The sequence below is a fragment of the Bradyrhizobium sp. 1(2017) genome (assembly GCF_011602485.2).
Taxonomy (GTDB): Bacteria; Pseudomonadota; Alphaproteobacteria; order Rhizobiales; family Xanthobacteraceae; genus Bradyrhizobium.
Map to the genome: position 1 here is coordinate 2,849,325 of NZ_CP050022.2, position 12,213 is coordinate 2,861,537.

General features: G+C 66.9%; 9 protein-coding genes. 4 read left to right on the forward strand and 5 right to left on the reverse strand.

Going from position 1 to position 12,213, the window contains the following annotated elements:
• The first annotated feature begins 12 nt into the window (after window positions 1-12).
• The 3 genes from HAP40_RS13450 to HAP40_RS13460 are packed head-to-tail and all read left to right on the forward strand — an operon-like array spanning window position 13 to window position 5,112.
• Window positions 13-693: a response regulator transcription factor gene (locus HAP40_RS13450; protein WP_166817343.1), complete on the forward strand. Its 681-nt coding sequence runs from the start codon at window positions 13-15 to the stop codon at window positions 691-693.
• Window positions 677-2,137: a sensor histidine kinase gene (locus HAP40_RS13455; protein WP_166817342.1), complete on the forward strand. Its 1,461-nt coding sequence runs from the start codon at window positions 677-679 to the stop codon at window positions 2,135-2,137. The genes HAP40_RS13450 and HAP40_RS13455 overlap by 17 nt, the downstream gene beginning before the upstream one ends.
• Entirely contained in the window at window positions 2,134-5,112 is a 2,979-nt protein-coding gene (locus tag HAP40_RS13460) for a bifunctional [glutamine synthetase] adenylyltransferase/[glutamine synthetase]-adenylyl-L-tyrosine phosphorylase (protein WP_166817341.1), read from the forward strand. The genes HAP40_RS13455 and HAP40_RS13460 overlap by 4 nt, the downstream gene beginning before the upstream one ends.
• Here the strand turns inward: HAP40_RS13460 and HAP40_RS13465 are convergent.
• From HAP40_RS13465 to HAP40_RS13485, 5 genes are read right to left on the reverse strand one after another with little or no spacing between them, the layout of a single operon-like run.
• On the reverse strand, window positions 5,078-5,311 hold the full coding sequence (locus tag HAP40_RS13465) for a formate dehydrogenase subunit delta (RefSeq protein WP_166817340.1): 234 nt from the start codon (window positions 5,309-5,311) through the stop codon (window positions 5,078-5,080). The two genes, HAP40_RS13460 and HAP40_RS13465, sit on opposite strands and share 35 nt — an antisense overlap.
• Window positions 5,301-6,128 (reverse strand): formate dehydrogenase accessory sulfurtransferase FdhD, encoded by an 828-nt coding sequence (gene fdhD, locus HAP40_RS13470; protein ID WP_166817339.1) that lies wholly within the window; start codon window positions 6,126-6,128, stop codon window positions 5,301-5,303. The genes HAP40_RS13465 and fdhD overlap by 11 nt, the downstream gene beginning before the upstream one ends.
• Window positions 6,129-6,132: 4 nt before the next feature.
• Window positions 6,133-9,018 carry a formate dehydrogenase subunit alpha gene (gene fdhF, locus HAP40_RS13475; protein ID WP_166817338.1) on the reverse strand — a complete coding sequence of 962 codons (2,886 nt, stop codon included), beginning with the start codon at window positions 9,016-9,018 and terminating at the stop codon, window positions 6,133-6,135.
• A gap of 10 nt (window positions 9,019-9,028) precedes the next feature.
• Window positions 9,029-10,585 (reverse strand): formate dehydrogenase beta subunit, encoded by a 1,557-nt coding sequence (locus tag HAP40_RS13480; protein WP_166817337.1) that lies wholly within the window; start codon window positions 10,583-10,585, stop codon window positions 9,029-9,031.
• A complete protein-coding gene (locus tag HAP40_RS13485) occupies window positions 10,582-11,070 on the reverse strand; it encodes a formate dehydrogenase subunit gamma (protein ID WP_166817336.1) in 489 nt (162 codons plus the stop codon). Before HAP40_RS13485 ends, HAP40_RS13480 begins: the two co-directional genes overlap by 4 nt.
• Window positions 11,071-11,294: 224 nt before the next feature.
• On the opposite strand from HAP40_RS13485, the gene HAP40_RS13490 reads away from it, so the two are divergent.
• Window positions 11,295-12,188 (forward strand): LysR family transcriptional regulator, encoded by an 894-nt coding sequence (locus HAP40_RS13490; RefSeq protein ID WP_166817335.1) that lies wholly within the window; start codon window positions 11,295-11,297, stop codon window positions 12,186-12,188.
• The last annotated feature ends 25 nt before the right edge of the window (window positions 12,189-12,213 follow it).

A 12,213-nucleotide genomic window follows, 5' to 3' on the forward strand; every position in this document is an offset into this window, starting at 1 on the left:
GCCGAACGCACGATGCGCCTCCTCATCATTGAAGACGACCGCGAATCCGCCGACTATCTCGTGAAGGCGTTTCGCGAGGTCGGACACATTGCCGACCACGCCGCCGACGGCGAGGAGGGCCTCGCCATGGCCGAGAGCGGCGACTACGACGTGCTGGTGGTCGACCGCATGCTGCCCAAGCGCGACGGCCTGTCGCTGATCGGCGCGCTGCGCGACAAGGACAACACCGCGCCGGTGCTGATCCTCTCCGCGCTCGGGCAGGTCGACGACCGCATCAAGGGCCTGCGTGCCGGCGGCGACGACTACCTGCCGAAGCCCTATTCCTTCGCCGAGCTCCTGGCCCGCGTCGAGGTGCTGTCGCGTCGCCGCGGCGGCCCCGCCGAGGACACGCTCTACCGCGTCGGCGACCTCGAGCTCGACCGGCTGTCGCACCGCGTCGCCCGCGGCAAGGACGAGCTGACGCTCCAGCCGCGCGAATTTCGCCTGCTCGAATACCTCATGAAGCATGCTGGCCAGGTGGTGACGCGCACCATGCTGCTCGAGAACGTCTGGGACTATCATTTCGATCCGCAGACCAACGTGATCGACGTGCACATTTCGCGGCTGCGCTCCAAGATCGACAAGGGTTTCGAGCGCCCGCTGCTGCACACGATCCGCGGCGCCGGGTACATGATCCGTGACGGCATTCGGTAAACTCGTCCGCACCACGGCGTTCCGGCTGACGCTGGTCTATTTGCTGCTGTTCGCGATGTTCGCGGCCTCGCTGCTGGCCTATTTCGCCTGGAATACGCGGCGGCTGATCACCGAGGAAATCACGCAGACGGTCAATGCCGAGACCTCGGAGATCAGCGAGATCTACGACCGCCGCGGCATGTACGGCCTCGTGCGCACGATCGAGTATCGGGCGCTGCGTCCGGGCGCCAACCTCTATCTCGTGACCACGCCGACCGGGCAGGCGGTTGCCGGCAATGTCGGCTCGCTGGCGCCGGGCGTGATGGCGACGCGCGGCTGGACGGAGACGGCCTACCGCCGGATCGAGGACGCCGACGAGCGCGATCATCGCGCGCTGGTGCGCGTCACCGAATTGGAGAACGGCTTTCGCCTGCTGATCGGCCGAGATCTCGACGAACGGCGGCGTCTGTTCGGCATCGTCGCCAAGGCGGCGCAATGGTCGGTCTTGATCGTGGTCGTGCTCGGTCTCGGCGGCGGCATCTTCGTGGCGCGCCGTGTCCTGAGGCGCATCGACGCCATGACCGGCACCACGCAGCGGATCATGACCGGTGATCTCAGCGAGCGCCTGCCGGTAGGGCGCAGCGGCGACGAGCTCGACCGTCTCGCCGAGAACCTCAACGCCATGCTGGAGCGGATCGAGGCGCTGATGGCGGGGCTGAAGGAAGTCTCCGACAACATCGCGCACGACCTCAAGACGCCGCTGACGCGCCTGCGCAACCGCGCCGAGGAGGCGCTGGCCAGATCGGGCTGCGAGGCCGACTACCGCGCCGCGCTGGAGCGCACCATCGAAGAGTCCGACGGGCTGATCCGCACCTTCAACGCGCTTCTGATGATCGCGCGCGCCGAGTCCGGACAGGCGCGCGGCAACATGGACGATTTCGACGCCGCGGACGTCGCCGGCGGCATCCACGAGCTCTACGAGCCGCTGGCCGAAGACGACGGCATGACCCTGAAGGTCAGGGCAGAGCCGACGCCGGTTCACGCCAATCGTGAGCTGATCAGCCAGGCTCTCGCCAATCTCGTCGAGAATGCGATCAAATACGGCAAGCCGGAGGCCCAGGCCGCGGGAACTGTGGTCAGCATGGACGCCCGGCAGATCACGATCGAGGCGAAGCGCGATGGCGACCAGGTGCTGCTCAGCGTCACCGATCGTGGTCCGGGGATCCCGGAGGCGGATCGCAAGCACGTCGTCGAGCGATTCGTGCGGCTGGAGGCCAGCCGCACGCTGCCGGGCTCCGGCCTCGGCCTCAGCCTCGCTGCGGCGGTTGCGACACTGCACGGCGGCGAATTGCGCCTGGGCGATGCCCATCCCGGCCTGGTCGCCACGCTGGTGCTGCCGGCGCGGGTGGGCGCCGGCGACAGGGTTGCTCCGCCAATACCGGATGTGCCACAGAAGGTGGCATGATCCACTCCGCGCCGGGAAACGCGGACAAGCATGGTGAGGGCCTCGCCGCACGCTTCGCGGAGGCCCCCTGTGTTGCCGCTTCCGCAACCGACGAACAGCGCTTCGCGAATTGGCTGGCCGAGCTCGAGCCCGCGCAATCGTCCCGTCTCGAATCGGCGCTGGTTCATCCCTTCGCGCGGGATATTCTGGCCGGCATTGCGGAATTCTCGCCCTATCTGTTCGATCTGGTGCGCGCCGATCCCCCGCGCCTGATCCGGTTGCTCGAATGCGATCCGGATCTGCATCTGGCGGGGCTGATGGCGGAGGCGCGGGACGCCGTGCTTGCGGCGCCTGACGAAGCCGAGGTGATGCGCCTGCTTCGCCGCATGAAGGCGGAAGCGGCGCTGCTGACCGCGTTGTGCGATATCGGCGGCGTCTGGCCGGTGATGCGGGTGACGGCGGCGCTGACCGATGTCGCGGTGTTTTCGGTCCAGGCGGCGCTTCAGTACCTGCTGCGGCAGGAAGCCGCACGCGGCAAGCTCACACCCCCCGATCCCGAAGCGCCCGAAGTCGGCTGCGGGCTGATCGTGCTCGCGATGGGCAAGATGGGCGCGGGCGAGCTGAACTATTCCAGCGACATCGATCTCATCGTGTTCTTCGATCCCGATGCGACCACGCTCGCGCCCGATATCGAGCCGCAGCCGTTCTTCGTGCGCGTGACCCAGGGGATGGCGCGCATCCTCCAGCAGCGCACCTATGACGGTTACGTGTTCCGCGTCGATCTGCGCCTGCGGCCCGATCCGTCCTCGACCCAGGTTGCGATCTCGCGGGATGCCGCGCTGAACTATTACGAGCGGGAAGGGCGCACCTGGGAGCGCGCCGCGATGATCAAGGCGCGGGCCTGCGCCGGTGATTCCCGGGCGGGCGAGGCGCTTCTCGCCGAGATCGCGCCCTTCGTCTGGCGCAAGCATCTCGATTTCGCCGCGCTCGCCGACGTGCACGACATGAAGCGGCAGATGCAGACCTATCGCGGCCAGAGCGAGGTCGCCGTCGAGGGCCACAACGTCAAGGTCGGGCGCGGCGGCATCCGCGAGATCGAGTTCTTCGCCCAGACGCAGCAGCTGATCGCCGGCGGCCGCCATCCGCAATTGCGGGTGCGGCCGACGCTCAAGGCGCTCGACGTGCTCGCCTCCAGCAACTGGATCACCTTTGTCGCGCGCGACGAGCTGACCGCGGCCTACGAATTCCTGCGCCGCGTCGAGCATCGTCTTCAGATGATCGCCGACGAGCAGACCCATACGCTGCCCGAGGACAAGGAAGCGGTCGAGCGTTTCGCCTGGTTCTTCGGCTATCGGGATCGCGACGCCTTTGCGCGCGAGTTGCTGCGCCAGCTCGAGATCGTGCAGGGCCACTACGAAAAGCTGTTCGAGGGCGACGATCCGACCGGCACGGCCAAGCTGCCGGCGCTCGACTACAGTGCAGGTCCCGAGGATCCGCGGCTGTTCCAGCATTTGGCGGCACTCGGCTTCAAGAAACCTGCGGCCGTTGCGCAGACCGTGCGCGACTGGATCACCGGCGATTATCGCGTGTTTCGCGTTGAGGCGACGCGAAGCGCCTTCGTCGAGTTCGTGCCGGCCCTGATCGATGGTCTCGCCCATGCCGAGGAGCCGGATCGCGCCGTCGTGGCGTTCGATCATTTCCTCGGGGCGCTGCAGCGCGGCGGCCGGCTGATCACGCTGCTCGGCCAGAACCGCGATCTCGTCGCGCTGGTGGCGTTGGTGCTGGGCGCAGCCCCCAGGCTCGGCGAAATGCTGGCGCGCAAGCCGCAGCTGATGGACGGCCTGATCGATCCGCGCTTCTTCGGCGCCATGCCCGACCGGCAGGAGTTGTCGGGACGGTTGGCTGCGACCGTGCAGGATGCCGACTCATACGAGGAGTTCCTCGACCGCCTGCGCCTGTTCGGGCAGGAGAGCCTGTTCCTGATCGGCACGCGCATCCTGTCCGGCACGGTCTCGGCACAGCAGGCCAGCACGGCCTTTGCCGATGTCGCCGAAGGCATCGTCCACACCGTGCACGGCCTCGTCGCCGATCGCTTCGCCGCCCAGCACGGCCGCATCAAGGGGCAGGAGACCGCGATCATTGCGATGGGCCGGCTCGGCAGCCGCGAGATGACGGCCTCGTCCGATCTCGACCTCATCCTGCTCTACGATTTCGACAGGGACAATCCGGACTCCGATGGTGAAAAATCGCTGCAGGGTGCCCACTATTTCGCGCGCTTCACCCAACGCCTGATCAGCGCCTTCACGACGCGCACCAATTACGGCGTGCTCTACGAGATCGACATGCGGCTGCGTCCCTCGGGGCGCGCCGGTCCCGTGGCCTCGAGCCTCGTCTCGTTCGCGGACTACCAGGCCAACGAGGCCTGGACCTGGGAGCACATGGCACTGACGCGCGCCCGCGTGGTGTCGGCGTCGCCCGAATTCCGGGAGCGCATCGAGCGCGTCATCCGCGATGTCCTGACCCGCCGCCGCGACCCCGCCATCACCGCCAACGACGTCGCCGACATGCGGCGCGCCATCGCCCAGGAGAAGGGCGAGGCGGATTGCTGGGACCTCAAACATGCCGCCGGCGGCATGGTCGATATCGACTTCATCGCGCAATATCTCCAGCTCGTGCATGCCCACGACAAGCCGGAGATCCTCGACGTCAGCACCATGCAGGTGCTGGAGAACGCATGCAGGCTCGGCGTGCTCCCGCAATCGGAGACCGAGATATTGCGAGCCGCAGCCCGGCTCTATCACGACCTGACGCAGATTCTGCGGCTGTGCGTCAGCGACCGTTTCAAGCCGGAGACCGCGGGCACCGATCTTCAGCGCGTGATGGCGCGGGCCGGCGACGCGCCGGATTTCTCCTCGCTCGAGGCGCGGGTGAAAGAGACGCAGAGCGAGGTGCGGCGCGTCTTCACGGCGCTGCTGGAAGGGACGTCGTCTGCCTGAGCGCGGTGATCGCCTCGCGGACATCGGGCGCAAGGCCGGCGCCGCCCGCATCGAGATGGGCGAAGATCGCGCGCTTCATCCGGGGGTCCCAGAATTTCTTGATGTGCTCGGCAATTCCCGGCACGGCCTTGTCGTGGCCCTGGCTCTGGAAGAACTTGCCGATCTGGTTGGCCATGTAGATCAGGCGGTCAGGCGACATCGGCAACCTCCGTGGCATGGCGGGCGACAATTCGGCCGCCATGCGAAAACACTTCGAACCCGTCCTGGCGGGCAATGGCGATCAGCGTGATGCCGGCGGCTTCCGCCGTGCGCACTGCGAGCGCCGTCGGCGCGGAGACGGCGACCATCACGGGAGCCCCGATCGCGGCCGTCTTCTGCACCATCTCCACCGAGACGCGGCTCGTCAGCAGCACTATGCCGCCGGACGTCTCCGTGCGGCTGCGCGCAATCGCCCCGGCGAGCTTGTCGAGCGCGTTGTGGCGGCCGACATCCTCACGCAGCGCGCCGATCCCGCCGGCAGGGGACCAGAACGCGGCGGCGTGAACGGCGCGGGTTTGCAGGTTGATGGATTGCAGGGGCGCGATGGCCTGCATCGCCGCCATGATCTCTTCCGGCGTGAAGGTCTGCCCTTGCGGCACGACCGAAGCCGGCCGCACCGCTTCGGCAATGGATTCGATGCCGCAGATACCGCAGCCGGTCGGGCCGGCGATATGGCGGCGACGCTCGCTGATGCGCGCGGCTTCCTCCGACGCCAGCCACATGCGCAGCTCGATGCCGTCGTCGAGGCGCACCATTTCGAGCGACCGGATGTCGTCGACGGATTTGACGATGCCTTCACTCACGCTGAAGCCGACCGCAAAATCTTCCAGGTTTTGCGGTGTCCCCATCATGACCGCGTAGGTGCCCCCATTGTAGGTCAGCGCCAGCGGTGTCTCCTCGGGGACCAGCCGTGCGCCCTCGGACGCAACGCCGTCGCGCCAGATCTCGCGGTCGATGGCCTGGACCGGGACGTGCATGCGGCTACTCCGCAGCCTCGGCCGGTACGATGCGGCGGGACTGCCGCGCCTGCGCATCATAGGCCTTCTGCCAGTCGGACGGGCCGTTCGAGGGCGAGACCTGGACCGCCGTGACCTTGTATTCGGGGCAGTTCGTGGCCCAGTCCGAATAGTCGGTCGTGATGACGTTGGCCTGCGTGTCCGGATGATGGAAGGTGGTGTAGACGACGCCGGGCGCAACGCGGTCGGTGATCTCGGCACGCAGCGTGGTCTCGCCGGCGCGGCTCTTCAGGCGGACCCAGTCGCCGTCGCGCACGCCGCGCTGCTCCGCATCGTGCGGATGGATCTCCAGCCGGTCCTCGGCATGCCAGACCACGTTCTCGGTGCGCCGGGTCTGTGCGCCGACATTGTACTGGCTGAGGATGCGGCCGGTGGTGAGCAGCAGGGGATAGCGCGGGCCGGTGCGCTCGTCGGTCGCGACATATTCGGTGACGACGAACTTGCCCTTGCCGCGGACGAAGCCGTCGATATGCATCACCGGCGTCCCCTCGGGCGCTTTGTCGTTGCAGGGCCATTGCACCGAGCCGAGCTCGTCGAGCTTGGCATAGGAGACGCCGGCGAAGGTCGGCGTCAGCGCCGCGATCTCGTCCATGATCTCGGAGGGGTGGCTGTAGTTCATCTCGAAGCCCATGGCCTTGGCAAGGCCGATGGTGACCTCCCAGTCGGCCATGCCGTTCTTCGGCGTCATCACCTTGCGCACGCGCTGGATACGGCGCTCGGCGTTGGTGAAGGTGCCGTCCTTCTCGAGGAAGCTCGAGCCGGGCAGGAAGACGTGGGCGTAGTTGGCAGTCTCGTTCAGGAAGAGATCGTGGACGATGACGCATTCCATCGCCGACAGCGCCGCCACGACGTGCGACGTGTTGGGATCGGACTGCAGGATGTCCTCGCCCTGCACGTAGATGCCCATGAAGGTGCCTTCGACCGCGGCATCGAACATGTTGGGGATGCGCAGGCCCGGCTCGGGGTTGAGCTTGACGTTCCACAGTGCCTCGAACTGGTCGCGCACGGCATCGCCGGAGATGTGGCGATAGCCGGGCAGCTCGTGCGGGAACGAGCCCATGTCGCAGGAGCCCTGCACGTTGTTCTGGCCGCGCAGCGGGTTCACGCCGACGCCGGGGCGGCCGATATTGCCTGTTGCCATCGCGAGGTTGGCGATCGCGATCACGGTGGTCGAGCCCTGGCTGTGCTCCGTGACCCCGAGGCCGTAATAGATCGCGCCGTTGCCGCCGGTGGCGTAGGTGCGGGCCGCCTCGCGCAGATCCTTCGGATTGACGCCGGTGAGAATGGCGGTGGCTTCCGGGCTGTTGTTGTGCTGAGCGACGAAGGCGGCCCATTCCTCGAACTCGCTCCAGTCGCAGCGCTCGCGCACGAAGGCTTCGTTGACGAGGCCCTCGGTGACGATGACATGTGCGATCGCCGTCATGACCGCGACGTTGGTACCGGGCATCAAGGGCAGGTGCAGCGCCTTCACATGCGGCGATTCCACCATCTCGGTGCGGCGCGGATCGATCACGATCAGCCTGGCGCCCTGGCGCAGCCGCTTCTTCAGGCGGGAAGCGAACACGGGATGCGCCGAGGCCGGGTTGGCGCCGATCACGACCACGACGTCGGTGTCCTCGACCGAGTCGAAATCCTGCGTGCCGGCGGAGGTGCCGAAGGTTGTGGCGAGGCCATAGCCGGTCGGCGAGTGGCAGACGCGGGCGCAGGTGTCGACGTTGTTGTTGCCGAAGCCGGCGCGGATCAGCTTCTGCACCAGATAGGTTTCCTCGTTGGTGCAGCGGGAGGAGGTGATGCCGCCGATGGCGTCGCGGCCGTATGCCTTCTGGATGCCGCGCATCCTGGCGGCGGCAAACGAGAACGCCTCGTCCCACGAGACTTCGCGCCAGGGATCCTCGATCCGGTCGCGGATCATGGGGTTAAGGATGCGTTCCTTGTGGTTGGTGTAACCCCAGGCGAAGCGGCCCTTGACGCAGGAATGGCCGCGATTGGCCTTGCCGTCCTTGTAGGGCACCATACGCACCACTTCCTCGCCACGCATCTCGGCCTTGAAGGCGCAGCCGACGCCGCAATAGGCGCAGGTGGTGACGACCGAGTGCTCGGGCTGGCCGATCTCGATCACGGACTTTTCCGTCAGCGTCGCGGTCGGGCAGGCCTGCACGCAGGCGCCGCAGGAGATGCATTCGGAGCCGAGGAAGCTCTCGCTCATGCCCGGCGAGACGCGGCTGTCGAAGCCGCGGCCGGAGATCGTCAGTGCGAAGGTGCCTTGCACTTCCTCGCAGGCGCGGACGCAGCGCGAGCAGACGATGCACTTGGAGGGATCGTAGGTGAAGTAGGGGTTCGACTCGTCCTTCGGCATCCAATTGTCGTTGGTGCAGCCGTCGGTCTTGCCAGGTGTCTTGGCGAAGACGTGGTTCTCGCCCTCATAGCCGTAGCGCACGTCGCGCAGGCCCACGGCGCCGGCCATGTCCTGCAATTCGCAATCGCCGTTGGCGCCGCAGGTGAGGCAGTCGAGCGGATGGTCGGAGATGTAGAGCTCCATCACGCCCTTGCGCAGCTTCTTGAGCCGCTCGGTCTGGGTGTGGACGACGAGCCCGTTCATGACCGGCGTGGTGCAGGAGGCCGGCGTACCGGCGCGGCCCTCGATCTCGACCAGGCAGAGCCGGCAGGAGCCGAACGCGTCGACCATGTCGGTGGCGCAGAGTTTTGGGATCTGGTGGCCGGCGTCCATCGCGGCGCGCATGATCGAGGTGCCCTCGGGCACCGTGACCTCATTGCCGTCGATGGTCAGCGTCACCATCGTTTCCGATTTCGAACGCGGCGTGCCGAAGTCGATTTCTTCGATCAGAGACATTGTCGTTCTCCTATTCCGCGGCCTGAAGCGTGGTCGGCGCGGGGAGGAAATCCTCCCGGAAGTGCTTCAACGCACTGAGCACGGGGTAGGGCGTGAAGCCGCCGAGTGCGCAGAGCGAGCCGAATTTCATGGTGTTGCAGAGGTCTTCGACAAGCGCGAGGTTTTCATGCACGCGCTCGCCGTTGATGATCTTCTCGATGGTCTCGACGCCGCGGGTCGAGCCGATCCGGCACGGCGTGCATTTGCCGCAGGATTCGACGGCGCAGAACTCCATGGCGAAGCGCGCCTGCCTGCGCATGTCGACGCTGTCGTCGAACACGACGATGCCGCCATGGCCGATCAGGCCGTCACGCGCGGCGAAGGCTTCGTAGTCGAACGGCGTGTCGAACAGCGCGCGTGGGAAATAGGCCCCGAGCGGGCCGCCGACCTGCACTGCGCGGACCGGGCGGCCCGTGAACGTGCCACCGCCGATGTCGTCGACGAGCTCGCCGAGCGTCACGCCGAACGCGGTCTCATACAAGCCGCCGTAGCGGATGTTGCCGGCGAGCTGGATCGGCATCGTGCCGCGCGAGCGGCCCATGCCGAAATCGGCGTAGGCCTTGGCGCCTTCGGCGAGGATGAAGGGGATCGCGGCGAAGGACAGCACGTTGTTGATCACGGTCGGCTTGCCGAACAGGCCGTGATGAGCGGGCAGCGGCGGCTTGGCGCGCACGATGCCGCGGCGGCCTTCGAGGCTCTCCAGCAGCGAGGTCTCCTCGCCGCAGACATAGGCGCCGGCGCCGACGCGCACCTCGAGATCGAACGTTTGCTTCGAGCCACCGATGTTCGCGCCGAGATAGCCGCCGCGCTTCGCCGCCACGATGGCGGTGTTCATCGCCTCGACCGCGTGCGGATACTCGCTGCGGATATAGATGTAGCCCTTGGTCGCGCCGACGGTGAGGCCGGCGGTCGTCATGCCCTCGATCACCAGGAAGGGATCGCCCTCCATGATCATGCGGTCGGCGAAGGTGCCGCTGTCGCCTTCGTCGGCGTTGCAGACGATGAATTTGCGGTCGGCCTTGGCTTGCGCGACGGTCTTCCATTTGATGCCGGTCGGAAAGCCCGCGCCGCCGCGACCGCGCAGGCCGGATGCGGTGACCTCGCTCAGGATCGCATCCGAGCCGAGCGAGAGAGCCCGTTCGAGGCCCTTGTAGCCGCCATGGGCGCGGTAGTCGTCGAGCGAGCGCGGATCGATCACGCCGCAGCGGGCGAAGGTGAGGCGGGTCTGGCGCTTCAGCCACGGGATCTCGTCCGTCGCGCCGAGCCGCAAGAGATGCGGCGTGTTGCTGGCGAGCGCATCGAGCAGGGAGGGCACGTCGGTCTCGCTGACCGGGCCGAATGCGATCCGGCCCTGCGGTGTCGCAACCTCCACCAGCGGCTCCAGCCAGTACAGGCCACGCGAGCCGGTCCTGACGATCTCGATCGCAACGCCGCGCTTGGCGGCGGCCTGCTCCAGCGCCAGCGCGACCTCGTCGGCGCCGACGGCCACCGCCCCGGCATCACGAGAGACGTAGAGACGCATGCTCATCGTTGTGCCTCCGCGACCAGGGCATCGAGCCGCTTCTGATCGAGCCGGCCGATCAGGCGGCCGTCGAGCATCGCCGACGGCGCGGTCGCGCACAGGCCGAGGCAGTAGATCGGCTCCAGCGTGACGCGATCGTCGGCCGTGGTGCTGCCGAGCGACACGCCGAGCTTCGCCTCGGCGCGCGCCGCCAGCGCATCGCCGCCTGCGGCCTGACAGGCCTCCGCGCGGCAGAGCTTCAGCACATGGCGGCCGGCCGGCTTGTGGCGGAAATCATGGTAGAACGTGAAGACACCGTGCACCTCGGCACGCGACAGATTCAGCGCCTGCGCCACCATGGGAATGGCGGCCTCCGGCACGTAGCCGAACGCCTCCTGAAGCGCATGCAGGATGACGAGCGTCGCGCCTTCCTGCTGAGCGTGTTCGGCGATGATCTCGGCGCCGCGCGTCTCGTTCCAAGGCTCGTAACAAGGCTCGTAAACCGCTGTCATTCTTCGTTCTCGTTCTGAGCGTTCCTTCGGCACAAACTATTTGGAATCATTCGAAGATCAATAAAGCTGTCCCGTGCTGCGATTGCGAATTCGGATCGATTTGAAATCGCAATCGAGCGATTTTTGATTGCCATCAAAGCGCTTGCACCGGGCGTTTTCGCGTGTTGGGAAGGGGACGGGCGTGCTAACTTGCATGCCGGGACACAAGTTGAAGGGACGACCGGTTGATCGATAAGCTCGAGCTGTTGCTGGCACTGGCGAAGGAGCGGCATTTCGGACGCGCGGCGGAGGTCTGCGGCGTGACGCAACCGACGATGTCGACCGGGCTCAAGCAGCTCGAGGAGATCCTCGGCGTGATGCTGGTCCAGCGTGGGTCCCGCTTCCAGGGCTTTACGCCGGAAGGCGAGCGCGCACTGGACTGGGCGCGGCGGATCGTGGGCGACGCGCGGGCTATGCGCGACGAGATCAACGGACTCAAGCACCAGCTCTCCGGCGAGATCCGCATCGCGGCGATCCCGACCGCGCTCGGCATGGTCGCCACGCTGACGACGCCGTTCCGCGCCAGGCATCCGGAGGTGCGCTTCCGCATCCAGTCCACCACCTCGTCCGAGGTGCTGGGGCTGCTCGAAAATCTCGAGGTCGATGCGGGGCTGACCTATATCGAGAACGAGCCGATCGGCAAGGTTCGCACCATCCCGCTCTACAACGAGAGCTACCGCCTGCTGACCGCGCCCGACGCGATGTTCGGCGACCGCGAGACCGTAACCTGGACCGAGGTCGGGCAGGTGCCGCTGTGCCTCCTTACGCCCGACATGCAGAACCGGCGCATCATCGACCGCGCGCTGCGCTCGGTGGGTGCCGAGGCGACGCCGACGCTGACCTCGAACTCGCTGCTGGTGCTGTTCACGCACGTCAAGACCGGGCGCTGGGCCAGCGTGATGCCGGCCAAGCTCGCCGAGACCCTCGGCCTGTCCGATACCGTGCGCTCGATCCCGATCGTCGACCCCGAGGTCAATTACAGCATCGGCCTCGTGATCCCGCAGCGCGATCCGATGACGCCGCAGATCGCGGCGCTGGTGAATGTCGCGCGCGAGGTCGCGCCGACGCTGCAATTGTAGGGATCAAGCGTGTTCGAGCGACGTG

What these genes read in the sequence shown, in the direction of transcription:
- HAP40_RS13480 (WP_166817337.1), bottom strand. Translation starts at nt 10,585, where the DNA reads ATGAGCATGCGTCTCTACGTCTCTCGTGATGCCGGGGCGGTGGCCGTC.
- HAP40_RS13460 (WP_166817341.1), top strand. Translation starts at nt 2,134, where the DNA reads ATGATCCACTCCGCGCCGGGAAACGCGGACAAGCATGGTGAGGGCCTC.
- HAP40_RS13485 (WP_166817336.1), bottom strand. Translation starts at nt 11,070, where the DNA reads ATGACAGCGGTTTACGAGCCTTGTTACGAGCCTTGGAACGAGACGCGC.
- fdhF (WP_166817338.1), bottom strand. Translation starts at nt 9,018, where the DNA reads ATGTCTCTGATCGAAGAAATCGACTTCGGCACGCCGCGTTCGAAATCG.
- HAP40_RS13450 (WP_166817343.1), top strand. Translation starts at nt 13, where the DNA reads ATGCGCCTCCTCATCATTGAAGACGACCGCGAATCCGCCGACTATCTC.
- HAP40_RS13465 (WP_166817340.1), bottom strand. Translation starts at nt 5,311, where the DNA reads ATGTCGCCTGACCGCCTGATCTACATGGCCAACCAGATCGGCAAGTTC.
- fdhD (WP_166817339.1), bottom strand. Translation starts at nt 6,128, where the DNA reads ATGCACGTCCCGGTCCAGGCCATCGACCGCGAGATCTGGCGCGACGGC.